Below are 26,084 nucleotides of genomic sequence, written 5' to 3' on the forward strand. Positions count from 1 at the left end.
TTCTTATAATTTTAGTATATTCCTGATGCCATATGCAACCCCGCAGGCTTCATTGGACAGGGTGATATAGTCCGCGGCGTCCTTGCACTTCCGGGATGCGTTCTCCACTGCGATTCCGATCCCTGCAAATGCCAAAAGCTCCGCATCATTATCACCATCCCCAAACGCCGCAAGCTCCTCTCTATCCAGCCCCAAATGATCCAGCAAAAAGGCTGCTCCTGTATGTTTCCCGGCATCTTTATAGGAAATCTCCAGAAGCTGCGCCACCGATGAAGTGATATACACATCCTCTGCCTCCGCATCCAATAGCTGCCAAAGCCTGGTTTTCAGTTCCTGATCCCCGGTTATAATGTCCACGCCGTCCAGTACAGACTCATGGGCACGGATAAATTCCAAGATATCTCCCACTGGCTTTCTGGTCCCCTGGATATACGGTACAGCCCTTACGCTGGCTCCAAACTGTATGGGATTCTCCACATAGGCCTTTGGCGCATATGCCTCCCCGTCCACAAATGCCTCGTAGGTCACAGGAAATTTTCCGGTCAGATCCACAATGCGCCGCACTGAGTTCTCAGTCATCTTATATTGTTGCAGGCATTTTCCTGTGTGAAGTTCATAGACTGCGGCTCCGTTTGAGGTAATAGCATACCGAATTCCCTGCATCTCTCTGATAGCCGGCGGCAGAGTGGAGAGTGCCCTTCCGCTGGCTACCACAACCTGCACGCCCTTTTCCATGATCTCCAAAAGGGCCTGTCTGTTTTCCTCCGGCAGATATCCATCCCCATCCAGTGTCGTCCTGTCCAGATCAAGGGCAATACATCTGATTTCCATATGTGCTCCTTCCCGCCGTCATTTTTCCGGCTTGGGATACTTTACCGCATTTTTTACCATCTTGTCACGGATTATATCGTCAATGTCAAAGGAATACATCTGGGCAAAACGCAGGGAAAAGATCAGTGTATCTGCCAATTCTTCCCCTATACGTTCTCTCTTCCTCTCGTCTCTCATCATTTCTTTCATCTGGTCATTGGATTTAAAGCGGAACAGATCCATCAGCTCATTGGCCTCTGTGGAGATACCAATAGATAAATCCTTGGGATTGTGAGACTTGTTCCAATGTCTCTCCTCACAAAAATCAAAGACTCTGCCTTTTAAATCCGCCACGGTTGTATTTTTATCCATCTTATCTGTCTCCTTATGTTTTATCTTGTGAATTATATTATATTTTGACTTATGAATCACCTTATGTTTTACCTAACATTCTTCTTTCCCTCTATTCTTTTGTCTCCAATTTTGTTTATCCTTTGTATATTTCAGTTCAGAGAATACTGTTTCATGATTCCCTTTCCACTGTTCTTGGCATCATACAGCGCATAATCTGCCGCCTTTAAAAGCGTCTGAAACTCATTCAGACCACCGCCGTACCAGGCCAGCCCTGAAGAAATCTCCAGTGTCTTTCTGCTCTGATCAGGAAATACCACGGGGTTCTGCTGAAGACAGCTATAGAATTCTTCCATATCATTGGCAATCTCCTGCTTCGTCTTATAGTGGTGCAGAAACAGACAGAATTCATCCCCGGACCGTCTAGCCGCAAGCCCGTGCTCTCCATTGAATTCTGTCAGGAAACCTGCGCAGACACGCAGATATTCATCGCCCCAGTCATGGCCAAAACGATCGTTTATCCCCTTGAAACTGTCAAGATCCAGCATAATCATTGCACACTGACCGATATCCTTTTCATCCAGGATATTCTCCACTTCTTTTCTGAAGGTATCCAGATTGCAGAGACCGGTAAGAGAGTCATAATCCCTCTCATGCTCCAACCGTTTCTTTTCCTGTACCTCCCCGGTCACATCTGAGATGATCCCAAAGGTGCTGCCATTTTCTGTAGTGGTGAATATACGCACCCATTTTTCAGGATTTTCCTTTATTTTAAAGTCACTGCCCCTTTTGTCCAAAGCGGCTCTTAGAGTCTTTTCCAGCATTTCCCGAAATACATTCCTATCCCGGCAGGCCTGATCCATCTCCTCTGCGGACCAGTCAAGTACAAGGCGGATACGCTCCGTTGCCATAACCCTTTCATTATCCTCATTGAATTCAAAAACGCCTATAGGTAAATCCAGTGTATCAATGACCTTTGAAATCTTGACTGTTGCATCTAAAATCCCCTGTACCATTTTATTGATGCCCTGGCTCAGTTGTCTGAACTCAGGATTGCTGTCCACCTTCACCACAGTATCCAGATTGCCGTCTGTGATTTCATTCAGATCATCCATAATGGTGTGCATCCCATCCACGATCTGATATTTTAACAGCCGGTTAATGACCAGAATCGTCACCAGATAAACCAAAAGCAGGTAACAGAAGGTCAGAAGCGTCTGCGTATTCCTCTCGTCATAAAGCTGATCCTCATTCTCCCCTGCTCCAAGTATCAGGCTGCCTTTCTCCTGGATGACACAGAAGATTTTCTCTCCGTCCTGACGAATAAATCCTCCATCTCTGCAGTCTGCGATCTCCTTTTCTGAAAGCCCCAAATCTTCCATACTGCTGCCGGCCATCTTCTCATCTGAATGGGCCAGAACCTCCCCGCTGTCCTTGTCTATGGCAAAGAGTACACCTCCTGCATCCACAGGAACTCTGGAGAATATGTAATCAAGCTGATTCCTCTTCTGGGCCTCCAGCATCCTGGTCGGAGCCATTCCCACCTGCACAATTCCCTTTTTATCCTGACGGGCAACGCCGATATACTGGAACACCTTCTCTTCATATCCGTTAGGCCTTATATCCTGCACCAGATAGGAATCCGGATCATCCAGAATACTGAGAAATTCTTTTGTCTGGTCCGTAGTGTGAAAGTCCATGCCAAAGTATTTGGAAATACTTCCTGCGAAAAGGATCCCGTTTTCATCTATCACATGAAGTTCATCCACATTGAGCAGCTCCGCAATACGCTCCATTTCCTGCTGGCTTTCCAGCACGCTGGGATTCTGTTGTATAATATAGGCGAAAGCATAGGCTCTTGTCAAATAATCCTCACTTAAGCTCTCTTTCAAGTTCTGCAGTTCCACTTCATTATTATCAATGGTCTGTGAAATCTGTCCCAGCTTCAGAGCAGAGTTTTGTATCATCTGACTTCTTGCATTACGTCCCTGCAGGCCCCAGTTCAGCACCAAAATGGCCAGAAGGGCTGCGGCGACAACATAGCTGATATACCTGGTAAAAATCCTCTGCACAAAATTTCCCCTTTCCCCACTATATGCCGCTGACCACAGCGACCTCACGCTTTTTTGTTATTATAGCATACAAACGAATAAACCGCATGCCATTTCTGACATGCGGTAAAAAAACACTGCGGGGTCTAGGCCGCCTAAGCTATCCCGGAAATCAAATCACTTTTTTATCCTGCCTGTGGATTCGTCCTGACAGCCCGTAGGAATATCTTATTAAACAGAGCCAGTTCATCATACATAATGCCATGCCCGCTGTTCTCCATGGTCACAAGCCGGGAGCAGGGAATCCCCTCTTTCTGGATGCGGGCCAGATCATTGGATACCACCACATCTTTCCCTCCATGGATGATCCAGGTTGGAACATGGACACAGGGAAGATCACTGCGCCCGTCCTCATCCCTGAGTGAAACTGCTGTTCTGACTGTACCTATACCGGAAGCTGAGAGTGATATATCCTGAAACCACTGTTTCACCGGTTCCCTGTGCGGTGTGGCAAAGAGCTGTTCGTGACTGAAATTATAAGCCAGCTGCGGTCTGTCCGTCTCTGCCAGATGGATCAGACTATCCACATATTTCCTGCAAAGGCCGTATGGATACCCCTCCCGCTGTGTCCAGGATGGTGCCGCCGCTGCCAAAAGGATGAGTTTCTCCACACCATAGCCGCAGAACAGCCGCATATAACGAAGTACAATGGCTCCTCCCATGGAAAAACCTGTGAGAACGAATTTTTTAAGGCCCATGGCCTTCACCACGTGGTAAATATCTGCCGCCATCTGGTCATATTCATAACCGCAGGCCGGTGCATCAGATTGGCCGAACCCTCTCAGATCCACTGCCACCACATGATATCCGCACTTTGTCAGCAGCTCGATCTGGTATTCATAAATCTTGTGTGAAAGAGGCCATCCGTGAACGAGAAATACGGTCTTTGGACACCCTTTGTTGAACTCATAGACAGCAATTCTGGTGCCGTCATTGGATCTTACATAGAACATAAAGGAAATCTACTTTTTTCTTTATTTATATGCACCGGACACGGTCTCTGTTCCGCTGTCCAGTATTCCCTCGGCGATCCATATCCTTCTCAGATACAGACTGACAAAAATACTTGCAATGCCTGCCGTCATAAAGATTGCCCATTCCATCCCTCTTGCCTGCTCAAACACAACCCCGTATAAAGCCTGCCCAAGAGGCTGGGAACAGGTTGCAATAGCCATAACCCAGGAGATCACTTTACCGATCAAATGTCCCGGAGTGTTCATCTGTACAAAAGACATGGTCTGTACCGTAAACAAAGTTGCACACAGCATGATTAAAAACGCTCCTGCTGCCAGTACCAGATATTTTCCCATATCGGGAACACTGGAATACAGAATCCCCCCCATGGGAAACATGAGCAGAGCCAAACCCAGGATCAGCTTCCAGGTATCTCCAATTTTGATCCTGCCTCCAAGGATTCCGGCAGCGATTCCCCCTGCAATTCCCCCGAAAGCCATGATTCCCGACAGATATCCGTACATCTGGTTCGGGTCAGCCCTATGGAATTTAAATACTTGGGTGCAGAGGACCGGAAGCCCGATGATCAGCAGCGCCGATATGAATAGATTTACAAATGCCACAATAACGGTAACTTTACCGATGACCTTCTGACTCTTTGCAATAAAGTACACACTCTCCTTCAAGTCTCCGAAAATGATGCGGAAGGCCCCCATGTCGGTCTCCCTTTTTGTAAATGGGATCCTGATGAATATTTCCATCACAGCAGACAGGAAAAAACACACCATACTGATGGCAAGCACCACATGAATTCCCTTCATGCTGTAGAAAATACCACCCAGAACAGGTCCTAAAAGACCGGCAAGGGAAGATACCGTATTGATAATGGCATTGGCCTGCACCAGTTTCTCTTCCGGCACCAGAAACGGCATACTGGCCTGAACAGAAGGCTGATAAAGACCGGAAATACTATAAAGCAGGATCAGGGCCACAAGAATAAGCGCCACAATATTTACCTGCCTTGACAACAGAAGAAACAGCAGGATAATTCCGGCAGTGGAAAAATCCAGCACTACCATGATGTTTCTTTTATTTACCCGGTCCGCTATCACACCTCCAAGGGGTGACATGATGAGCAGGGGCAGAAATGCCAGAGCTGACACCATTCCGTACAAGGTAGGAGACCCGGAGATGTTCAGCAGATGCAGGGGGAGGGCAAACCTGACCACCGCATTACCGAACAGAGAGATGATCTGTCCCAGGACTACCAGCATAAAATCCCTTGAAAAACCGTTTTTCTTCATATCTTTACACCTCCAGATTCTTTATTTTGTTTGTAAGTCCCACATAACAGCCCAGGCCTGCCGCCAGCGTAACCACCATGATGCCTGTCATGATCCACAGCCCGCTGTCTGCTCCCAGCATGAACAGGTTGGTCACCGGACATATGAGAATAACGGAAGTCACCACAGAAGCCACCAGTGATCTTTTCCAGAAACCGATGCGCATGGATATCTGACCTATGGATGCTGCCATCACTCCCAGAACCGCACCGGCTGCCAGCACTCTTCCAAACTCAGTCATACCAAAGGCTTCCGGCATAAAATGGAACAGATTTGCCGAGATGCCCATAACAAGAAAACAAAGTGTCTCACAGAGGAAAACAGCCGTGAATATGAACCCCCAGAGCAGGGTACATTTTGCCTTCAGCACCGCTTTTCTCTTCACTGGGTAAGAAAACAGCAGAAGCGCATTTTTCCCTGCATACTCTGTCACCACCAGCCGGGCTGACATGGCTCCGCCCAGGACGGCAAAGCAGGACATGATCAGTCCGGACACCGGCAGCAACACGCCTTTCCAGGTTGCAAACAGCAGTGCGTCATCTCTTGTCACGCTCCCCTCCTCCAGCTTTGGAAGCAGCGGAAACGCAAATGTCATGATCAGACAAAATACAAAGATTCCCGCTGCCGCCAGCAGATAGCCCTTAAAGTCCGTTCTTTTTAATTCCAGCTTCATCAGCTTCATATCTGTTTCCTCCTCATAATGTCAATGACATAATTTTCAAAATTTTCTCCATATTGTTTCCGCATCAGAGACGGGGAGAATTCCTCCACGATCTTCCCCTGTGCCAGGACTCCCACTCTGTGGGCCAACTGCTCCATTTCACTTAAAATATGGCTGGATACCAGAATGGCCGTACCCCTCTCTGCCTGGGCAAGCAGAATCTCCCTCACTTCCTGTATACCCACAGGGTCAAGTCCGTTAATGGGTTCATCCAACAGCAGGCAGTCTGGATCATGGAGCATGGCCCTTGCGATCCCCAGTCTCTGCTTCATTCCCATGGAAAACCTGGCCACCGTTTTTTTCCCGGTCCGCGCCAGCCCTACCTGCTCCAATGCTCCTGTAATATCACCGTTTTTCCCCATATAGGCCATATGGATCTCCAGATTTTCCCGGGCAGTCAGGTGCTCATAAAATATGGGTGTCTCGATCAAAGTGCCTATCCTGCTCTGGATCTTCTCCCTGTACTCCCAGGTATCCATGCCGTCTATCTGCACCTCCCCCTCGTCCGCCTGCTGAAAACCGCCGGTTATCTTCATCAACGTTGTCTTTCCCGCGCCATTAATGCCCAAAAGGCCATAAATTTCACCCTTTTGCAGACTCAGGGAGCAGCGTTCCAGTACACTCTGCCCCTGGAAGCTTTTTGATACTTCTCTTATTTCGATTACTGCGTCCATCATTTCTCTCCTTTTAATACCGACCGTAGGTATGTATAATGATAAAAAAATAGGCTGCCAGGCCAGACTATGCTGCCGGGCAGCCATATATTATTTATATTCATTATAGATTTCTGTCAGTTCCTGCAGCCTGTTGATAGTTTTCTCGTCCACAATGTCAAGACCCAAAGCATCCAGAATCTCCTTAAAACAGAGACATTTCCTGAGTGTCTCCTCAGGTGTGGAATCCATAGTCATTGGGTTCAGCCATACATTTCCAAGCAGAAGCAGCACTTCTCCTAACTCTGACGGATAATTTGTATGGATACTGCCGTCCTTTATGCCCTCTTCCATGATCGGTGTCAGGTATTGAGGCGCTGTGATCTCAATGGTCTCCCGCATTACCATGGACAATAGCTGCGGATTATCTCCAAGGCGGGGCGCGGAACGAAACATATCATTCTGCTCCGGCCTGTTGAGGGATTCCAAAAATAATTTTTTCAGCTTTTCTTTCCCTGTAAGCGTTTCATCATCCCTTATCCGGCGCAGCAGAACTTCTGAGCCTTCTGTCATGCGGTCTGTCACAGCAGTGAGGATTTCCTCCTTTGACTTAAAGTGGTGATAGATCGCGCCTTTACTAAGCCCTCCCAGATTATCTACGATATCCTGGATAGATGTCCGCTCGTATCCTTTTTCCACAAAAAGCCTGCCTGCAGTTTCCAGGATCAGATTTACTGTCTCCTCCGGATATTTATTCCGTGCCATATTGTACCTCCATTATTCATTGGATTATATTCAAATTAACATACCAATGGTATGTTTGTCAATAGCTTTTATTTTGCCGGTTGCTTTTTTCCACCTGAGGAGTAAAATAATGGAAGAAAGTAAGTAACTATTCAGTAGGTCTGCGCATTTACTGCGCTGACCGTAAGAAAATGTTCAGCAGCCAGGCAAAAATCCCATCGCCAAAGGCGATTTACATGGATTTTTGCTCGTAACTGTAAGGGTACTGAACAGTTACGAATGTAAAATATAAACGGAGTTATATTATCATGAATGCAGCAGAATCTAAAACCCTGATGACCTCAGGCCCCATATGGAAAAAAATCATAATGTTCGCTCTCCCGCTGTTTCTGGGAAACCTCTTCCAGCAGCTCTACAACACTGCGGACTCCCTGATCGTAGGAAATTTCCTGGACAGTAATGCCCTGGCTGCTGTCAGCTCCTCTGGAAATCTGATCTTCCTGATGGTCGGCTTTTTTAACGGCATTGCCATGGGCGCAGGCGTAGTGATCGCCAGATATTACGGTGCCAGAAATACAGAGAACCTTCAAAAAGCAATACACACCACTATTTCCCTTGGCCTGGCAGCAAGTGCTGTGCTCACTCTGGCCGGCGTTATCCTTGCCCCCCAGATACTTGTCTGGATGGGAACGCCCAAGGATGTGCTGTCCCAGTCTATTACATATTTCCGCATTTACTTTGCAGGTTCCCTGGGATTTGTTATGTATAATGTATTTGTGGGCATACTGCAGTCTGTAGGTGACAGCAGGCATCCCTTAGTTTACCTGATCATCTCCTCTGTGGTTAATGTTGTACTGGATTTATTTTTTATCATTGTACTGCATCTGGGGGTCGGCTCTGCCGCACTTGCCACTATTATCTCACAGTTTCTAAGCGCCTTGCTCTGTCTTGGAAAGCTTAAGCGCTGTCCTCTGGAATATCGGGTTTACATAAATAAGATAAGATTTGACAAAGCCATGCTGGGCCGTATTATTAATAACGGTCTTCCCGCCGGTTTCCAAAATTCGATCATAGCCTTTGCCAACGTGATCGTGCAGACGAATATCAACGCCTTTGGAAAAATGGCGGTGGCCGGATGCGGAGCCTACTCTAAAATTGAGGGATTCGTCTTTCTGCCGATCAACTGCTTTACCCTGGCGCTGACCACCTTTGTCAGCCAGAACCTGGGGGCCGGGGAATATGACAGGGCAAAAAAAGGCGCCAGATTCGGTCTTTTATGTTCCATGCTGATCGCAGAGCTGATCGGTGTGCTGATCTACTCTTTTGCGCCGGCTCTCATCTCGGCCTTTAACAGCGAGGCACACGTGATCCAGTACGGAACCGCCCAGGCAAGGACTGTCACATTGTTCTATTTTCTTCTGGCGCTCTCCCACTGTATCGCCGCCATTCTGCGAGGTTCCGGGCATGCCTCCGTGCCTATGCTGGTCATGCTGGTGTTTTGGTGCATTGTGCGGGTTTCCTATATATCCGTGATCGTGAAATTCATACCGGATATCCAGGTTATATTCTGGGCTTATCCGCTGACCTGGTTTTTAAGCTCCGTGGTGTTTGTGATATATTATAAAAAGGCAGACTGGGTGCATGGATTTGAACGTTTATGATCAAAAGAGCAGTCTCATATCATTCCAGACTGCATTGCCGTGGCACGAATCCGCTCTGCCGTAATTGACAAAACCGAATTTTTCGTAATAATGGATCATGTGATCCTTACAGGTCAAAATGACCCCCTTTTTACCCTCCTGCTTTGCGGATCCTATCAATGCATTCATAAGTTTTTCGGCAATTCCCTGTCTTCTGTATTCGGGCAGAACATTCAGACCGAATACAGTCTGATAGGCGCCGTCCGAGTTATGTAAACTTATATCATGATACATCTCATCCGGCAGATGTGGTTCGTCTGTCACGCCTCCGTTGACAAACCCCACTGATTTTCCTTCTGTTTCCGCCACAAAAAACTTTTCGGGAAACGCCGCCAAACGCTCTTTTATTGCCTCTTCACTGGCTGCTTCCGCTGCCGGAAAACAGGCTGCCTCAATGGCAGCCAATGTCTCTCCCTCCCCCGGCTGTGCATTTCTTATCGTTATCTGCATGTTATTTTCTCCTTTTTCAATCTGTTGTTATCGTTCTTTTTTCATAAACCGGGCGCAGCGCATTGTGTTCCCTGAAATATTCTTCAATGGCTGTGCGGATATTTCCCGTTATGGTCCGTGAAGGTTTCCGCCGTTCGATGGTTTCCTGATCCAACCCCAGAAAACTGTCCATGTTGTTGTAATGAAATAGTTCCAGGCCCACGGCAAATACATCCTGGTCCTGTATTTCTTTTCCGTTAAATCTGGCATCTGTCAGTTCCTGCCGGCCTGTAGAATAAACCATGCGTATTCCTTTACTAAACTGGTAGTATTCAAAATCACTGCCCTCCACGCTCACACTTTTTTTCATGGCGTGCAGAATCCCCTCTTTCAGCTCTTTTCCCGTCAGTTCAATGCGCACCAGGGTTTCGTCATAGGGATACATGTTGAGCAGATCCCCCACGGTAATGATAGGCCCAATCTCCTCCGCGCGCAGGCTTCCGGAACCGAGCATGACAATATCCAGCCCGAACTGCATTTTCAATGCGTCACAGAACAGATTACCTGCACTGGTGGACTGATAGCGGCCGGGATGGGTGGCTTTTCTCACCATACTGGTGAGGATCGCCCCGTATTTTTCATCCGTTACCTTCTTAAAGTCGTAAATGAGATGTTCCAGTTCTTCATTTCTTTCGCAGTGCGCATCATCAATGGGGACCGTCTCCCAGGTATAGCTCTCCACAGAATTGGTGTCTGTGTTCACCTCTATCTCAAATCGGCCGATCTGGTCTGTTCCGATCCCGGCCTGTACAATAAGGATATTGTTCACCTCTGCCGGTTCCTCCAGATATGTGTGGCTGTGACCGCCGATAATGACATCCACGCCCCATTTGGGATCAAGCTGCTCGGCAAGCTTCAGATCCTCCGCAAATCCGATATGTGTCAGGAGAATGGTAAAATCAATGTCCACGTTTTTATAACTGTTGCAGATGATCCCCACTTCCCTGGCCGCATCAGACAGATCCACAAAGGTTCCCAGGAGCATGTCTGATTTCGCCTTGCTCATTATATCCTCAGTCAAAAGCCCCATGACAAGAATCTTCATGCCATCTACATGAAGGATCCTGTGAGACTGAAACAGACGCATGCCTGTTGGTCTGATGTAGATATTTGCATTTACAATGGGAAATTTACAGCAGCGCTCCAAAAAAAGCAGATGCGCAATGCCGTAATCCAGTTCGTGATTTCCCAGGGACACGATATCAGGTCCCAGAACATTCATGATCTCTATTGTGGAGATGCCCTTGAACTCGGTATCTATGAGGGATCCTCTGAACATGTCTCCCGCGATCATATAAAGTGTGTTCGGAACATCTCTTCTCACCTGGTTTACATAACCCGACAACAGAGAGACACCTCCAACCAGTTCGTTGTCAATTTCTTCTGCCAGGAAATCACCGTGCATGTCATTGGAATGCAGAAGGGTCAGATGTTTTATATTCTTTTGCGTCATTCTTTTTCCTCTCAGTCTGGTTCATTTACAGGAAATCAAAAAGGTTTAACTGCTCTCCTCCGCCATTTTGTTTTCGCTTATCCGCGCTTTCCCTTAACAGGAATTCTTCCGGCATATCCTCCAGAAAAACAGAGGCCTCCCGGGAGGTGGTCAATATCAATTCCTCTTTGGCTCTGGTCATTCCCACATAAAAGAGCCGACGCTCTTCCTCTATGTCGGTAATGAAGGTCTCCTGTTTTTCCGAGCTGTTTTCTTCCTTTTGATGGGAGCTGTTTTCTTTCTTCTGCTGTATGCTGTTTTCTCTCTTTTGATGGGTACTATTTTCTTTTATTTGGCGGAAGTCCCTTTCAAAGGGAATGGCTCCTTTTCTAACGCCATAGATGATCGTCACAGGAAATTCCAGGCCCTTTGAGCCGTGAAGCGTCATGAGCGTAACGCAGTCGGCTGTATACTGTCTGCCGCCGCAGCGTTTTAGATCACTTTCCACGCCAAGGTAGACAGCATCCATAAATTCCTGCATGGTTTTATAGAAAACAGTCATTCCAAGAAGCTTGTTTACAGCTATATCATCTGTAAGATTCATGTCTTCTATCCATTGTGCCAGGACTTTCTGGGGTTTTCCTTTTTTCAGAAAAGGAATATATTTTTCCTGCATGGTCTCAAAAATACTGCCGCTTATCCGGTTCGGTTCCAAATCCCACAATAATTTCAGGCACATATCCCTAGCCACTATGTCATCCCGGTTTACAAGACAGCGGAAAAAACAGATGCATCCCCGGACGGTCTTTTCTGCAAGGAAATCCTCACGCCCGGCGATCACATATGGTATCCCTTCTCTCTGCAGGCACTTTTCCAGAAGTTCCGCCTGGCGGTGCGTTCTGTACAATACAGCAATATCGGCAAAGCTTCTTGTCTTATATTCTGTGTTTGTTTCTTGTTTTTCCTGCGCATCCAGCATGTCAATCCCGCCAATGAGACGATTAATTTCTTTTGCGGTAAATATGGCTTCTCCCATCTCACTTCCGGCTGTGACAAGACGGACCGGAGTGCTGTCCGGCCGGTTGGGGTGGATCACTCTCTCCATTCCGGGATTTTTAGAAATAACTTTCACTGCACTGGAAATCACCTGGGGCGCAGAGCGGTAATTCTCAGTCAAACGGATGATATTCAAATCTGAAAAGTCGTTTTTTAAATGCTCAAAGCATTTATCGTCTGAGCCGCGGAAACCATAAATGGACTGATCCGGATCTCCAATGACAAAAAGCTCTCTGCCCTGTTTTGCCCACTCCATGATCAGCCTGTACTGGATCGGACTGATATCCTGGAATTCGTCAACGTGAAGATAGTTGAAATTTTGTGCCAGAACTGCCGGGTCGGCTTTTATTAGCTTCAGAGTTTCTGTAAGCAGGTCGTCAAAGTCCAGGATATGCAGGGACTCCAATGTCTGCCGGTATTCCAGATACGCTGCATATTCCGGTTCTGTTATACCATGGGTGGATAAAAGTTCATGGTCTGAAAAATCCGGGGTCACATCAGTGTTTGTTTTTATTATGGATACTTTTTGAAGAAACTGCTTGGGCTTGATTCCCAGGTTCCTGCTTTTTACTATATCTGCTGCAATGTCCAGCGTTTCCGTCTCATCGGCAAGGGAAAACTGCATGCCTTGTTTTTTCAGCAGCTCAAGGCAGATCGAGTGGAAGGTCCCCACCTGGATCAACCGGGCAGATCTGCCTTTTCCTAACTGCTGCCTCAGGCGCTCTTGCATCTCGGCAGCGGCTTTGTTCGTAAAAGTCACAGCTGTTATCTCTGACGTTTTTACTTTTCTGGTCTCCAAAAGATAGAGAATGCGGGATATCAAAGTCTTAGTCTTCCCTGTCCCCGGTCCCGCTATAACCGCTACTGCCCGGTCTATGGACTGAACAGCCTGCTGCTGTTGGGGGTTCAGCGGCTGGAGAGCGGGAATGGATGGTCCACTTTCCTGTGCTTCGGCTGACGGTCCGCTTTTCTGCGCTTTCTCTGATAGTCTGCTTTCCTTTACTTTAGCTGATAATCTGTTTTTCTGTGTTTTATCTGACCTCCTAATTTCCTGAACAGTTCCTGCATCACCTGTTATTTCTGTCATATCCTGGATCATTTCCATGCTGTCAAAAAGGCTCATCTGCCCATCCAGATTCTCAATCTCAGTCTGCTCGAATAACTTTATGGTGCCATATTCTCCGTCAAAACCGGGAATCCTCTCAACTTTTCCTTCCCTAAGTCTCTGGATTCCCTCAGTGATCAAATGTCCGGAAATGCTCCTGATCTCTTCCAGAGGCATGATCCGCAGTATCTCAAACTCAGATCCCAGTTTCCGGAGCATTTCTTCATACTGCCTCACAACTTTTCTGCTTGCCGCGGAGTATCCCACAGATGCGCCGATGACCTCCGGCAGCGGCACCAGGCTCTCAAAGGCTTTCGCATGAGGTCTTTGAAAGCCTTCCGGGCGGTCAGCCAACTGCTCCACTCTGTGAGACACTCCGATTGTGAGTTTTTTTCCGCAGACAGGGCATTTACCGTGGTATTTTTCAGCTTCCGTGGGACTTAAACAGAGATGACATTTTCTGTGACCGTCAAAATGATATTTTCCTTCTTCCGGAAAGAACTCTATAGTCCCTGCCAGTCCTTCTCCCTCCTGAATGGCCTTTCTTAATCCTTCATAGGAAAGCTCTATGTCCAGCAGATTTGCCTCCCTTCCCAGCTTTGCCGGGGAATGTGCATCGGAATTTGATATAAGCTGGTACTGATCAAGCGCGGATATCCTCCAGTTCATTGGCGGGTCTGAGGAAAGCCCTGTTTCCATAGCCCGGATGTATGGTGATAAGTCGTCAAAGCATTCCTCCACCGTATCGAAACCGGAAAAGGCCCCGAATAAAGAAAAATGAGGTGTCCAGATATGAGCCGGCACATAGACGGCATTCGGACACAGCTCCAGCAGTATCTCCAGCAGGTCCCTGCAGTCTAATCCCAAGATAGGCCGTCCATCGGAATGGATGTTGCCGATGCTTTCCAGTTTTTTGGAGATGATTTCCGCATCCTCCAATCCCGGCAGGAGGATCAGGCTGTGTACTTTACGAACCTTATCCATTTTTTTATAAATAGAACTGATCTCACCTGTAACGACAAAACGCGGCTGCATGGCTGCGGCCGCTGTGGGGTCCTGTATTCTGTATTCTTTCTTCAGCACATACAGCCCATCCTCCGCCGGTTCCAGTTTTTCCTGGAGTTCCTCTCTCCAGGCCGGATGCGTGAAGTCGCCTGTGCCAACTATTTGTATTCCTTTTCTGCGCGCCCAGAGGTCAAGATGTTCCGGGGTGCAGTCTTTGCTGGTGGCACGGGAATAGCGGGAGTGGATGTGCAAATCTGCGATGTACATTATTTTATCACCTTATCCTTTTTGATGTTGTACGGTAATTGCGATTATCATGTATCAGTTAGTATAACATTTTATCGGTGAAATTTCCAACATTCTATAGTATCATCTTCTTATGTACTACTCCCAAAACCTGTGATACAGTTAGATTAACCGCTGATTTTCACCCAGAGAGGTACTTATATGCAAAATATGAATTATTATTACGACTTTTCAGGCCAAAAATTCGGATATCCGCTTAGTCTGAGCATCAACGGCTTTGACCGTCAGGTTTTCTCCCGGCAGACAAGCCTGGAGCTATCTTACGTCTTAAAAGGAGAATATGAAGCTATAACAGAGCATTTTTCCTGCCCGGTAAAAGAACAGGAGCTGCTTTTGATTGCTCCCGGTGATATCCATATGATCCGTCAGAAAGGGACAGGAGAAAATGTGATCTTGACTATCCATGTGGATTTCTCCCGTTTTGCAAAACCCATGGCTGGAGATGTGGAGGACGCATTTGAATCCATGCTCTGTACAAAAGAAAAAAATGCCCAGATATTAGGGAAGCTAAAAAGAAAAATAGGCGAATTGGTAAGCCTTTTGATGGAAAATGACAATGATCTGTTTCAGATGAATGCAATCATGGCGGAGCTGGTCTGCATTGCCTCCAATCATAAGCAGTACCCTATCGAGCGCCTGCCCCTTCTCTCCGAAAACCGTGAGAATTATATGAAAGCGATCCTCTACATCAGCAGCCATTATCAGGAGCAGCTTCATCTGGAGGATGTGGCAAAGGCGCTGTCCTTCAGCAGTTCCTATGCCTCCAGACTTTTCAAGAAATACACCGGCATTACCTTTGTCAAGTATTTGGCATATACCCGCGTCCGCGCTTCTCTGGAAAGTTTACTGGAAGGAAAAGATACTATTGATAAGATTGCTCTGGACTGCGGTTTTGCCAATTCCAAAGCTTATACCATCGCATTTAAAGAGTTATACGGGATTGCTCCCAGCCGTTACAGAAAACATTTTCTTCAGAATTTAAAATATAACCAGGAATTAAAAGAACAGCAAATGACCCTGGATGACCGTCAAAGAGAGCTGCTGAAGCACCTTGTTCTGGAAACAGAGGAAATCCTGTATGAAAACGCTGCCGTTAAAATCACGAACAAAAACGGACACGTACTCTGTCAGATCAAAACCGATGCAAAAACAAAAAGCATCATCACCCAGGCGGATCAAATGGTCTCCATAGAAATCATAAAGGAATAGACAAAGAAATAATTGGGGAAATAAATGCTCCGACAACGGTCATTTTTTGTCATTTTTCACAACAAAACGAGACTCCTATGCAAAAATCATGACAAAAAACAGTCTGTTTCTGCCAGCAGGGACACAGCTTCTTTTTAGCGGCTATGATAAGATAAACGTAGCGAAAGGAGTTGTTGTTATGACAAAATATCCCCATTTATTTTCTCCGATCAAAATAGGAGAAACAACTGTAAAAAATCGTGTATTTATGCCCCCCATTTCCACCAATCTGGCAGATAAAGGCTACATAACCGACACACTTGTGGAGCATTACGCAGCAAGGGCAAAAGGCGGTGTCGGCCTGATCGTAACAGAGGTAACTACCGTGGAACCCGTATACACCTATTTGCCCGGTGATATATCTATCTGTGATGATTCCTATATCCCGGGTTGGGAAAAACTGGCCTCAGCCGTACATAAATACGGAGCTAAAATCCTTCCCCAACTGTTTCATCCGGCATACATGGCCTTCCCCATTCCAGGTACCCCGCGCCTTATCGCCCCTTCAAATGTGGGGCCATCCTATGCAAAAGAAGCTCCGAGATCTGTCACCATACCGGAACTGAAAGTGATTATACGCCAGTTCGGTGAAGCTGCCCTCCGTGTCAAAAAAGCAGGCGGTGACGGAGTTGAAATCCACGCAGCCCATGCCCACGGCCTTCTGGGTGGTTTCTTAACCCCGCTTTATAACAAAAGAACAGACGAATACGGCGGAGATATCAATGGCCGTCTGAAACTTACCCTGGAAGTGATCGAAGAAGTCCGCAGAGTCTGCGGAAAAGATTTCATCGTGGATGTAAGGATTTCCGGAGATGAATACAGCGACGGAGGCCTGAACCTAAATGACGGCATTTATATTGCCAAACAACTTGAAAAGGCAGGCGCAGACATGCTTCATGTATCAGGCGGAACCACCATCAAGCGTGGAAGCGCAATTCCGGCTCCCGGTACCAGACAAGGCTCCCACGCCGCCTTATCTATGGAGATCAAAAAACATGTGTCCATTCCTGTGGCTACCGTTGGGCGTATCACAGAACCTTGGATCGCGGACGAGCTGATTGCCAATCAAAAGGCTGATATCTGCATGATGGGACGGGCAAATCTGTGCGATCCGGACTTCTGCACCAAAGCCCAGGAGGGCCGTGAGGATGAAATCCGTCCCTGCATCGGCTGTCTGCGTTGTCTAAACGGTATCATGTTCGGAAAACGTGTGGCCTGCACTGTTAATCCATCCTTTGAATTGGAAAATGAAGATACCTTAAAACCTGCGGAGGTAAAAAAAGACATCCTGGTCATCGGAGGCGGCCCTGCCGGAATGGAAGCTGCTTTTGTCGCCAAGAAACGCGGCCATCACGTAGTGCTCTGCGAACAGGGAGACGCATTGGGCGGACAAATGCGCATTGCTTCGGTTCCCATTGCCAAACAGGATCTCGCCAAGGTAATAAAATATATGTCAAAGAAACTACAGGCAGAAAATGTAGAGGTCCGTTTGAACTGCAAAGTGGATAAAGAAATGCTGGAAACAGAATTTTCCGGCTATGAAGTGATCGTGAGCTGCGGAGCTGCCCCCATCGCTCCGGCAGCCTTTACAGAATTTAAACATTGGGCAACAGCGGATGATATTTTGGCCGGAAATGCGTTCCCCGGACGACGTATCGTGATCATCGGCGGCGGCTCTGTTGGCTGTGAGACAGCCGATTACCTGGCTCCCCTCATCCATGACCTCTACCCCCGCGACCGGGAGGTTACCGTTATTGAAATGACAGATTCCATTATGGCCGCCGAAAGCGGCCCCGGCAGAAGCCTTCTGGTACAGCGGATGATGAAAAAGGGGATCCAAATAATCTGTGGTGCAAAAGTAGAAAAAGTAGAAAAAGACAAATTATACTACAGCCAAAAAGGGAAGTCCTTCTGTCTGGATGAATTTGACTCTCTCATCTTAGCCATGGGCTACCGCCCGGACACTGCATTTACGGAAATGCTGAAGGAACTCGGCATTACCTATCATGTGATTGGAGATGCAGAACAAGTTGGAACTGCTAAAGACGCTATTCATGCAGGATATGATACTGCTATAAAATTGTAATATGATCCCTCTTAAGCAGAAAGGTATGTACCTCACTCTGTTTAAGAGGGTTTTTATGTCCGGAAATGCTTCATCAACCCCCAGGGCTGTATGCAGACTTTCTGAGATTCCAGATCCAGGACACCCGGCTGTAAATAGGCCCCATTGCCAGAACACACAGAATAGTTCCCAATCCCACAGCGCCCCCCATAAAGAATCCCAGGACAGTACAGCAGACATCCACAGACATCTTTCCGTACTGCATAGGAATCCCAGCCATGTCTTTCAGCACCTCCAGCAGTATATCTGCACAGTTAGGTCCCATCTCCGGAAATACAACTGTGGCGAATCCCGCTCCTGCCAAAAGCATTCCTGTCAAAAATACAATAAAACTACCGGGGGAATATGGTTCCGGATGGAAAGAGGAGAGCAGACGGACAGATATGTTGAGAAATCCTGCAAAGCTCAGCATAGAAAGGAATGTGCCCCACTTCAGATATTTCCTGTTCAGTGAGGCACAGATGATCAGAATCCCTATATTTACCAGAAAGGAAGCCGTGCCCATTTCCAGCTCAAACACTCTGTGGACACCATCGTAGAGGGCACTGACAGGGTCTACCCCCATACCTGCCGCAGAACACAGGGCCACGCCCAGAGCTGCTGCCAGATTTCCACACACAATACAGACTGCTCCACTGCTTTTACGCATCTGCCTCCACTGCCAACTGCAGGGCAGCTTCCAGCATGACCGTAAAGCCAGTTCTGCGCTCATCTGCAGGCATGGCTTCTCCCTTCAGAGGCAGATCTGATATGGTCAGCAGAGTCAGCGCCTTTTTCCCCAGCCGCACTGCATTACAGTATAAAGATAGGGATTCCATCTCCACACAGAGCACATTCATCTTCTTCCACTTTGCAACTGCATCCTTCTCATCTGTATAAAACAAATCTGAGGATAAGATGGTTCCGATCTTATGAGGGATTTCTCTGCTCTCCAATATCTCTTCTGCCTGCTTCAAAAGGCCAAAATCTGCACACGGAACAAAGGTGCCCGGCAAATTGTACTGGGAGACAAAGGCCGAATCTGTGCACAGGCCCATCCCCGCTGCCACATCTCCCATGGAAAGACTGTCTGATATGGCCCCTGCAGAGCCGACTCTGATAATCGTGTCCACATCATAATCCTTATACAATTCCCAGGAATAAATCCCCATGCTGGGAATTCCCATACCGCTGGACTGCACAGAAATCTGCTTATTTTTATAGGTTCCGGTATATCCCAGCATATTCCTCACTGTATTATAACAATGAACATCCTCAAGATACGTCTCTGCAATGAGTTTCGCCCGCAGAGGATCTCCCGGCATGAGAACGATTTTTGCAATATCACCTTTTTTTCCTTCATTATGCGGTGTAGACATCACTGTTCTCCTCTCTTTCTTTCTATTTGAAGCCAGTTCTCCACTATGCCGGAGATACAGGCAAAACTGTCCTTCTCCCCCATATTGACCTCATGGTTCATGGAATTGCTGTACATCATAATGGGGATATATTCTCTGGTGTGATCCGTTCCTTTATATCCCGGGTCACAGCCGTGGTCTGCTGTAATGATCAGCAGGTCATCTTCACCCATAGCTTCCATGATTTCCGGAACCCTGGCGTCAAACTCCTGCAGGGCAAGGGCATATCCCTCCACATCCCTCCGGTGTCCGTACAACATGTCAAAGTCCACCAGGTTTGTAAAGATCAGCCCTTCTTCCACTTCTGACAACATTTTCAGGGTTTGCTCTACACCTTCCCTGTTGCTGCCTGTGGAGACATGCCTGGTAATACCGCTTCCGGCAAAAATATCATAGATTTTTCCCACTGCCGCTGTCTCATATCCCTGTGCTTCTATTCTGTTCAGCATAGTATCTTCAGGGGGCGTCATGGAAAAATCATGACGGTTTCTCGTTCTGACAAAGCCGTCCCCGGAAGATGTGAACGGGCGGGCTATCACCCTTGCCACTCCATATTTTCCGGTCAGCAGTTTTCTGGCTTTTTCACAGATTTGATATAATTCCTTTACCGGGACTACCTCTTCATTGGCCGCGATCTGAAATACACTGTCCGCCGAAGTATAGACAATGAGACTGCCCGTTTTGGTCTGTTCCTCTCCCAGTTTCCCGATGATTTCTGTTCCCGATGCGGCAATATTGCCGATCACTTTTCTCCCTGCGGCCTTCTCAAATTCTTCTATCACATTCCTGGGGAATCCCTCCGGAAATACAGGGAAAGGATTTTCTTTTACATATCCTGCAATCTCCCAATGTCCTACCGTAGTGTCTTTTCCTGCAGCTTTCTCCCGTGCCTTTCCATAATGTCCCGTCACGGGGCCTGTATACTCGGTTCCATATCCGGGCAGTATCCTGTCCAGACCCAGGCGGTTTAGGTTTGGAAGGGAGAAGCCTTTGATCCGGGATCCGATGCTTTTCAAAGTATTGGCCCCTGCGTCTCCATATGCGGCGGCATCAGGAAGTGCACCTACTCCAAAACTGTCCAACACTATCAGGCATACTCTTTTTCCCATTGCTCAACCTCCTTCTTCACCTGTTGTTTGATCCCATCCTCTGCAAATGAGGTTTCCATAGCCTGTTTCATCAGCATTGCTGCCTCCCGTGGGGAGAGGCCTGAATCAGAGTCTAAAAACTGAAGCTCTTTTTTCACCGTAGTATTGGTCACAGTACGGTTATCCGTATTGATGGATATGTTCAAGCCGTTATCCATAAATTCCCGGAAAGGATATTTTTCCACAGCTCTTACCGCTCCAGAGTGTAGTTGAGGATTACTTGGATGAATTTTCAAACACGCTCCTGTCTGGATATTGCTGTGAGGGCACAGTTCCACGCCGATTCCTCTGCCGCGAAGCTTCTCCTGCAGCTTCCGGTCCCCGCTCATTGCAATCCCATGTCCGATCCGTTTTGCCCCGTGGTCCACCGCCAGAGCAATATTTTCGATCCTGCCGCATTCTCCTGAGTGGACTGTAAAAGGAATCTCATATTTCCCGGCTCTTTTAAAATACTCCAAAAACAGTTCGTTGGGATAAGCAGATTCATCTCCTGCCAGGTCTGCTCCGCAGACACCTCTTCCCAAGTATTTTTTCCCCAGTTCAAGTGTCCTGAAATTATCCTTTTCTGAAAAATGTCTCATGCCACAGAGAATCAGAGACGCATAAATCCCCTTTTCCCTGAATGCATTCTCAAGTCCGGCCGCAGAAGCCTCAATGATGGACTCCGCTGTCAGACTCTCACTGTCTGACAAAAGGGGCGCAAACCGAAGTTCCAGATAACGCACCCCTTCCTCCGCAGCCGAGGCTGCGGTTTCAAAGGCGGCTGTATAAAAGGCCTCTTCTGTCTTCAGACAACTTAAAGGAAGCTCAAAGGCTTTTAAATATTCTGTCAGACTTTCACATTCTTCACCCGCTTCGGCCAATTTTCTGAATGCCTTTTCATCACCCGGAACTTCTACATGTCCCTTCACACAGAGTTTTCTCAGAACCGGAAGAGGAACAGAACCGTCCAGATGACAGTGAAGTTCTGCTTTAGGTAATCTGTCCAGCCACATATTTTTCCCCTTCCCTTAAGCCTGGCGGATTTCCACCGTGTATTCGGAATCCGTGTCAAGGCCATATTTCTGCCTAAAATCTGCCTGATTGCTTCCGATCGTTACGAAAGAAGCCAGGTCATTAAAGAGTACGTCTTCTCCCAATCCCACATATCCAAAAGATTTCTCATAAGGAATCAGTCCGTCAAATACTGCCTTATCCCCGTCTGAAATAACCACATGCAGCTTCTCGCCCAGAGCAAACCCGGTTTTCTCAAATTCACTGTTCAACACAGAAAGCTCCGCACTGCCAAATGGGTCATAGCTCTGGATCACAGCCTTTACATATTTTTCTTTTACCTGTGCAGTCTGCACTTTATGTAAGACGATTTCCTCCACCGGATATTCTTTTCCCACTTCCTCAAAAGTGATGATGCCTGAGGCCAGTTTTGCCGCACAGTAGGAGAACAGATCTCTTCCGTGGAATGTGCTCACATCTCTGGTTTCCTGATAACGGTTTCTCTCTTCATCAATTTCGCGGATAGCTTCCACGCCTATCATGGTGTGGAGATAAGTGAGTGTGCCGTTGTCCGGAGTCACCACATAGCTTCCGTTTTTCAGTTTTGCCACAGATGCCCGCCGGCTGGTTCCCACTCCCGGATCCACCACTGACACAAAGACAGTTCCCGCCGGCCAGTAGGGTACTGTGTACTGAAGACAGTAAGATGCCGCTTCAATATCAAATGCCGGAAGTAAATGTGTAATATCACAGGTGACCAGTTCGCTGTCCACCAGTTTGCACATTCCGTGCATACAGGCCACCAGGCCTGAGTTGATTCCAAAATCAGACTGCATTACAATTGTCGGTTTCATGTTCATTTTCCTCCTATCTTCTCTATTAACATTTCCTCATCTCTATGGTCCAGTCCGGTCCTACCTGGATTCCGTATTGCTCAGACATATTCCGGCTGTTGACTGCAATCTGGATCTGCAGTGTCTCGCTGACCATTAAAAGAGGTTCTCCGACTGCAACTGCTCCAAAGGAAGGCTGGAACGGTACTGTTCCCGCATATACCGGTTCCTCCTGGCCCTTTCTGCGGATAACCACATCCAGCCGGTCCCCATAGCGGATTCCCTCATCCTCAAACACATCTGCCGGAATATTGGAACATATCAAGCCAAAATGATAGTCTGCGGTGTCGATCATACCCTTTATCACTCCGTCGGCTATCTGGTAAGGAATGATCTCATGTTCTATGATCTCTTCAACCGGATAGGCTTCCCCTACTTCCTCATATGTGATAATGCCTGAGGCAAGTCTCGCCGCGCAGTAGGCAAACAGATCCCTGCCATGGAAAATATTACATTTCTCCGTTTTCTTCAGACGGTTGATCTTCTCATCAATGACGCGTACTTCATCAATCCCCACATATTTTTTCACATGTGTAAGGCTGCCGTTGTCAGGTGTCACCACATAACTTCCGTTGCTCAGTTTCGCCACGCATGCCCTGCGGCTGGTACCCACTCCCGGATCTACCACTGATACGAAAACGGTACCTGCAGGCCAGAAATCCACAACAAAGCTCAGAGAAGTGGAGGCCTGATAAGTATCAAAGCTGTTGATCTCGTGGGTGCTGTCAAACACACGCAGTTCCGGATCCACCATCATACACACGCCCTGCATGGTACATACGGAAATATCCTTTGTAAAATCAGTCTGCATTACAATTGCCGGTTTATTTGCTGCCATAGTTTTTTCCTCCATAAAATATAATTTTAATTAATTTTTATTTTCTTTTACCACCAATGATTCAAAGCCTTCTGTGCTGTAGGATTCACCCGCCCGTTTCTTTTCCAGCGCCAGCCTGAGTGCATTCATTTTCTTATCCTGCAGAGGGGTAAGGGCAATTACCAGTCCTGCGATCAGTACACAAATACCGGGCAGTATGGTAAACATGGATTCGATCATTCCCAGCGCCCCATCATTCTGCACTGCAAGATTTGCGTCAAATCCGCTTCTCTGAAGAAGAAATCCCTGAACTGCCGCTGCCACAGCACCTCCCAGTTTCAGAAGAAATGAATAGTAGGACATGATAATACCGTCTCTCTTTTTCCCTCTGTTAAACTCATCATAATCCACCACATCATAGAGAAAGTTAAATACGCACATCCAATAAGCGCAGGTCCCCACACCTACCAGCACGACATAGATACAGCCCATAGTAATGCCGGAAATGCCTGTGAACTTTGTAAGCATCATGACAACGCCGCTGAATACCATGCACACTACAAACACTTTGCTCTTGCTGAATATGGCTACTGACTTTGTGATAAATGGTATAAACAGGATCGATACGATATTCATGGCTGTGAACATAAGGGATGCCTGTGTCTCTCCCAGTCCCATATTATAAGTGACATAATATAACAAGCTGGAATTAAACAATGTCAGGTAAACATTTGTCAGCAGGGCACAGATGATAACCAGTACATAAGGTTTCATCTTCATAAGGCTGATAACATTTGTAAAGAATCCTTTCAAATTCACCTTATCAGCGTCTGCCACTTCCTCCACAGGCTCCTTACCTCTGGTACACCGCCACATGATCAGAATAGTGCTGACTGATATCACTGCAGATATGACCCCTGCCGCAGCCCATGACTGCCCATTGTCAAGTCCATGTTCCAGAAGTCTTCCGACTATAAAGGTGGGAACAGAGCTTGCGCAGAAGATTCCCACATATCCCAATACTTCTCTGAAGGCAGCCAGCCTCACTCGCTCACTGTCCACATCAGACAGCACAGAGCCGAAAGAATAATAAGGAATATTAAAGGCAGTGTAAGCTGTCCAGAATACCAATACCAGTATCAGGTAATATATATTTTTCTGCGTCTGTGGGAAATCCACTTTTAAAAACATCAATACAAGGGATGCCCCAAGAGGTATTAATGATTTCAGTATCCAGGGCCGCCTCTTCCCATACTTGCTTTTTGAATTATCCACCAGATAGCCGATGATCGGGTCTGTGATGGCATCCCAGGCAATAGCTACAGATATAATCGTTCCTGCCACCACAGGGCTTACTCCTGCAACGGTTATCATAAAAAAAGAAAAAAATGAAAGTACAAAGTTGTACGATGTGGAATCTCCTATAGACCCGATGGTGTAACCTAAAATATCTTTTGTTTTTAGCTTTTTCTCTCCCATGTCTCCTCCTGTTATATCAGCCGGGCAGCGCCCCATCTGCCGTAAATCTCAAATCCAAGCTCCTGAAAAATAGAATAGGAAGGCTCTTCCGGGGCAAAGATACAGGGTATCTTTCCCTGGCTGTGTATTTCCCTGCACAAACTGCGGATAATATCCTTTGCATATCCCTTTCCCCGATATTCTTCCTTCACACAGATACCGCCCATCATGCAGGTCAAATCCGCTGACGCTGCGCTGTTTCCATGTGCTGCTATTCTTCCGCCTTCCTCTATAACAGCATGTACTCCTTCTCCGCTGTTGATACGATTTTCAATCATCTTTTTTTCAGAATACAGGTTTTTCATTTCCTTAAAACTCATTAAAAATTCGTATATCCGATCTACATCATCCGAATCTGCAAATCTCACCTTATGCTCCTTAAGTGCCTGCTCTTCTGAACCCCTGTGTATATACAGATTATTATAAGTCATCTGTACCTGCCTACCAACATATTTCACCGTATTCCTGACAATATCTGCCTTTCCCATTACTGTGGTGATTTCCTCTGTGGCAAGTCCGGCTATTTTCTCATAATCCAGCTTTTCCTCATCCCCTGCCAGAATAAAGTTATTAAAATATTTCAGAAAAACTCCTACACAATCCCCATTCTCTTCCTGCATATAGATGGTCTGGTAATCTTTATCAAACCCATACCGGTCAAGATCGGAAAGCAGAAATGTGTGATATACAGGCTTTTGATTTAAATAATCTTTAAGCATTTTCCTGTCTTCTTCTCTGCACTTCTTGATCATGGTTCCTCCTTTCTTCTTGCTGTTCTTGATTTGTTGATCTTGTTTCGCCTGTTTTTGGTCCGTTGGCCTCGTTTCCGCTGGCCTCGTTTCCGCTGGCCTCGTTTCCGCTGGCCTCGTTTCCGCTGGCCTCGTTTTCCTTCTTCTTATTCCCCTTGTTTACCCCGCTTATCTTGTTCAACATGTTGAACTTGTTCAAATAGTACCACCGCAGCATATAATTGTCAACAACTATCCTGTATTTAATATCTTTTCATCTATTTTCTACAATCCTTTCTGCGTATAATTGTGTATAATTACCTATTGTCTTTTTACCTTGCACTACATGTTCAACATATTAACACATCTGCTGCTGACATTGCTAAAAATTAAATTTTATGGTAGAATGAACATGTTCAACATAAAACTTGTAACAC

At 46.8% G+C, this 26,084-nt stretch carries 23 protein-coding genes; 3 read left to right on the plus strand and 20 right to left on the minus strand.

Annotated features, from left to right (window positions below):
• Positions 1-3: 3 nt before the first annotated feature.
• The 8 genes from BLCOC_RS24015 to BLCOC_RS24050 form a co-directional block, all read right to left on the minus strand.
• Positions 4-831, minus strand: coding sequence for an HAD family hydrolase (locus BLCOC_RS24015; RefSeq protein WP_115623584.1), 828 nt, complete (start codon positions 829-831; stop codon positions 4-6).
• A gap of 18 nt (positions 832-849) precedes the next feature.
• Positions 850-1,182, minus strand: a complete 333-nt coding sequence (locus tag BLCOC_RS24020) for a nucleotide pyrophosphohydrolase (protein ID WP_018593207.1) — start codon at positions 1,180-1,182, stop codon at positions 850-852.
• A 131-nt stretch (positions 1,183-1,313) separates the two neighbouring features.
• Complete coding sequence (locus BLCOC_RS24025) at positions 1,314-3,233, minus strand: sensor domain-containing diguanylate cyclase (protein WP_018593208.1); 1,920 nt, start codon at positions 3,231-3,233, stop codon at positions 1,314-1,316.
• A 164-nt stretch (positions 3,234-3,397) separates the two neighbouring features.
• Positions 3,398-4,225 (minus strand): alpha/beta fold hydrolase, encoded by an 828-nt coding sequence (locus BLCOC_RS24030; RefSeq protein WP_029471244.1) that lies wholly within the window; start codon positions 4,223-4,225, stop codon positions 3,398-3,400.
• Between the two features lie 21 nt (positions 4,226-4,246).
• Positions 4,247-5,530, minus strand: a complete 1,284-nt coding sequence (locus BLCOC_RS24035; protein WP_115623585.1) for an MFS transporter — start codon at positions 5,528-5,530, stop codon at positions 4,247-4,249.
• Between the two features lie 4 nt (positions 5,531-5,534).
• Positions 5,535-6,251: a hypothetical protein gene (locus tag BLCOC_RS24040; protein WP_115623586.1), complete on the minus strand. Its 717-nt coding sequence runs from the start codon at positions 6,249-6,251 to the stop codon at positions 5,535-5,537.
• Positions 6,248-6,967 (minus strand): ABC transporter ATP-binding protein, encoded by a 720-nt coding sequence (locus BLCOC_RS24045; protein ID WP_226985273.1) that lies wholly within the window; start codon positions 6,965-6,967, stop codon positions 6,248-6,250. The genes BLCOC_RS24040 and BLCOC_RS24045 overlap by 4 nt, the downstream gene beginning before the upstream one ends.
• Positions 6,968-7,054: 87 nt before the next feature.
• The gene (locus tag BLCOC_RS24050) at positions 7,055-7,708 is read right to left on the minus strand and encodes a TetR/AcrR family transcriptional regulator (RefSeq protein WP_115623587.1); all 654 of its coding nucleotides are present in this window, start codon (positions 7,706-7,708) and stop codon (positions 7,055-7,057) included.
• 287 nt (positions 7,709-7,995) lie between these two features.
• Here BLCOC_RS24050 and BLCOC_RS24055 point away from each other — a divergent pair, with 287 nt between their 5' ends.
• Positions 7,996-9,348 (plus strand): MATE family efflux transporter, encoded by a 1,353-nt coding sequence (locus BLCOC_RS24055; protein WP_115623588.1) that lies wholly within the window; start codon positions 7,996-7,998, stop codon positions 9,346-9,348.
• On the opposite strand, the gene BLCOC_RS24060 is transcribed toward BLCOC_RS24055, so the two are convergent.
• From BLCOC_RS24060 to BLCOC_RS24070, 3 genes are read right to left on the minus strand one after another with little or no spacing between them, the layout of a single operon-like run.
• Positions 9,349-9,837 (minus strand): GNAT family N-acetyltransferase, encoded by a 489-nt coding sequence (locus BLCOC_RS24060; protein WP_115623589.1) that lies wholly within the window; start codon positions 9,835-9,837, stop codon positions 9,349-9,351. It lies immediately after the preceding gene.
• Positions 9,838-9,853: 16 nt separating this feature from the next.
• On the minus strand, positions 9,854-11,329 hold the full coding sequence (locus tag BLCOC_RS24065; protein ID WP_115623590.1) for a bifunctional metallophosphatase/5'-nucleotidase: 1,476 nt from the start codon (positions 11,327-11,329) through the stop codon (positions 9,854-9,856).
• A gap of 25 nt (positions 11,330-11,354) precedes the next feature.
• Positions 11,355-14,741 carry a UvrD-helicase domain-containing protein gene (locus BLCOC_RS24070; protein WP_115623591.1) on the minus strand — a complete coding sequence of 1,129 codons (3,387 nt, stop codon included), beginning with the start codon at positions 14,739-14,741 and terminating at the stop codon, positions 11,355-11,357.
• A 180-nt stretch (positions 14,742-14,921) separates the two neighbouring features.
• Here BLCOC_RS24070 and BLCOC_RS24075 point away from each other — a divergent pair, with 180 nt between their 5' ends.
• On the plus strand, positions 14,922-15,989 hold the full coding sequence (locus BLCOC_RS24075; protein WP_029471251.1) for an AraC family transcriptional regulator: 1,068 nt from the start codon (positions 14,922-14,924) through the stop codon (positions 15,987-15,989).
• Between the two features lie 178 nt (positions 15,990-16,167).
• Entirely contained in the window at positions 16,168-18,114 is a 1,947-nt protein-coding gene (locus tag BLCOC_RS24080; RefSeq protein WP_115625482.1) for an oxidoreductase, read from the plus strand.
• 73 nt (positions 18,115-18,187) lie between these two features.
• Here BLCOC_RS24080 and BLCOC_RS24085 read toward each other — a convergent pair whose 3' ends face one another.
• From BLCOC_RS24085 to BLCOC_RS24125, 9 genes are read right to left on the minus strand one after another with little or no spacing between them, the layout of a single operon-like run.
• A complete protein-coding gene (locus BLCOC_RS24085; protein WP_165907288.1) occupies positions 18,188-18,802 on the minus strand; it encodes a YczE/YyaS/YitT family protein in 615 nt (204 codons plus the stop codon).
• On the minus strand, positions 18,795-19,511 hold the full coding sequence (gene deoD, locus BLCOC_RS24090) for a purine-nucleoside phosphorylase (RefSeq protein WP_115623593.1): 717 nt from the start codon (positions 19,509-19,511) through the stop codon (positions 18,795-18,797). Before deoD ends, BLCOC_RS24085 begins: the two co-directional genes overlap by 8 nt.
• Entirely contained in the window at positions 19,511-20,659 is a 1,149-nt protein-coding gene (locus tag BLCOC_RS24095) for a phosphopentomutase (RefSeq protein ID WP_115623594.1), read from the minus strand. The genes deoD and BLCOC_RS24095 overlap by 1 nt, the downstream gene beginning before the upstream one ends.
• Positions 20,638-21,693 carry an adenosine deaminase gene (add, locus tag BLCOC_RS24100; protein WP_115623595.1) on the minus strand — a complete coding sequence of 352 codons (1,056 nt, stop codon included), beginning with the start codon at positions 21,691-21,693 and terminating at the stop codon, positions 20,638-20,640. Before add ends, BLCOC_RS24095 begins: the two co-directional genes overlap by 22 nt.
• Before the next feature lie 15 nt (positions 21,694-21,708).
• Positions 21,709-22,545 carry an SAM hydrolase/SAM-dependent halogenase family protein gene (locus tag BLCOC_RS24105; RefSeq protein WP_029471257.1) on the minus strand — a complete coding sequence of 279 codons (837 nt, stop codon included), beginning with the start codon at positions 22,543-22,545 and terminating at the stop codon, positions 21,709-21,711.
• 25 nt (positions 22,546-22,570) lie between these two features.
• Positions 22,571-23,422, minus strand: a complete 852-nt coding sequence (locus tag BLCOC_RS24110) for an SAM hydrolase/SAM-dependent halogenase family protein (protein WP_115623596.1) — start codon at positions 23,420-23,422, stop codon at positions 22,571-22,573.
• A gap of 30 nt (positions 23,423-23,452) precedes the next feature.
• A complete protein-coding gene (locus tag BLCOC_RS24115; RefSeq protein WP_115623597.1) occupies positions 23,453-24,880 on the minus strand; it encodes an MFS transporter in 1,428 nt (475 codons plus the stop codon).
• An 11-nt stretch (positions 24,881-24,891) separates the two neighbouring features.
• Positions 24,892-25,671, minus strand: coding sequence for a GNAT family N-acetyltransferase (locus BLCOC_RS24120; RefSeq protein WP_115623598.1), 780 nt, complete (start codon positions 25,669-25,671; stop codon positions 24,892-24,894).
• Positions 25,631-25,867 carry a hypothetical protein gene (locus tag BLCOC_RS24125; protein ID WP_242998994.1) on the minus strand — a complete coding sequence of 79 codons (237 nt, stop codon included), beginning with the start codon at positions 25,865-25,867 and terminating at the stop codon, positions 25,631-25,633. Before BLCOC_RS24125 ends, BLCOC_RS24120 begins: the two co-directional genes overlap by 41 nt.
• Positions 25,868-26,084: the final 217 nt, after the last annotated feature.

The organism is Blautia coccoides (genome assembly GCF_034355335.1).
Lineage (GTDB): Bacteria > Bacillota > Clostridia > Lachnospirales > Lachnospiraceae > Blautia > Blautia producta.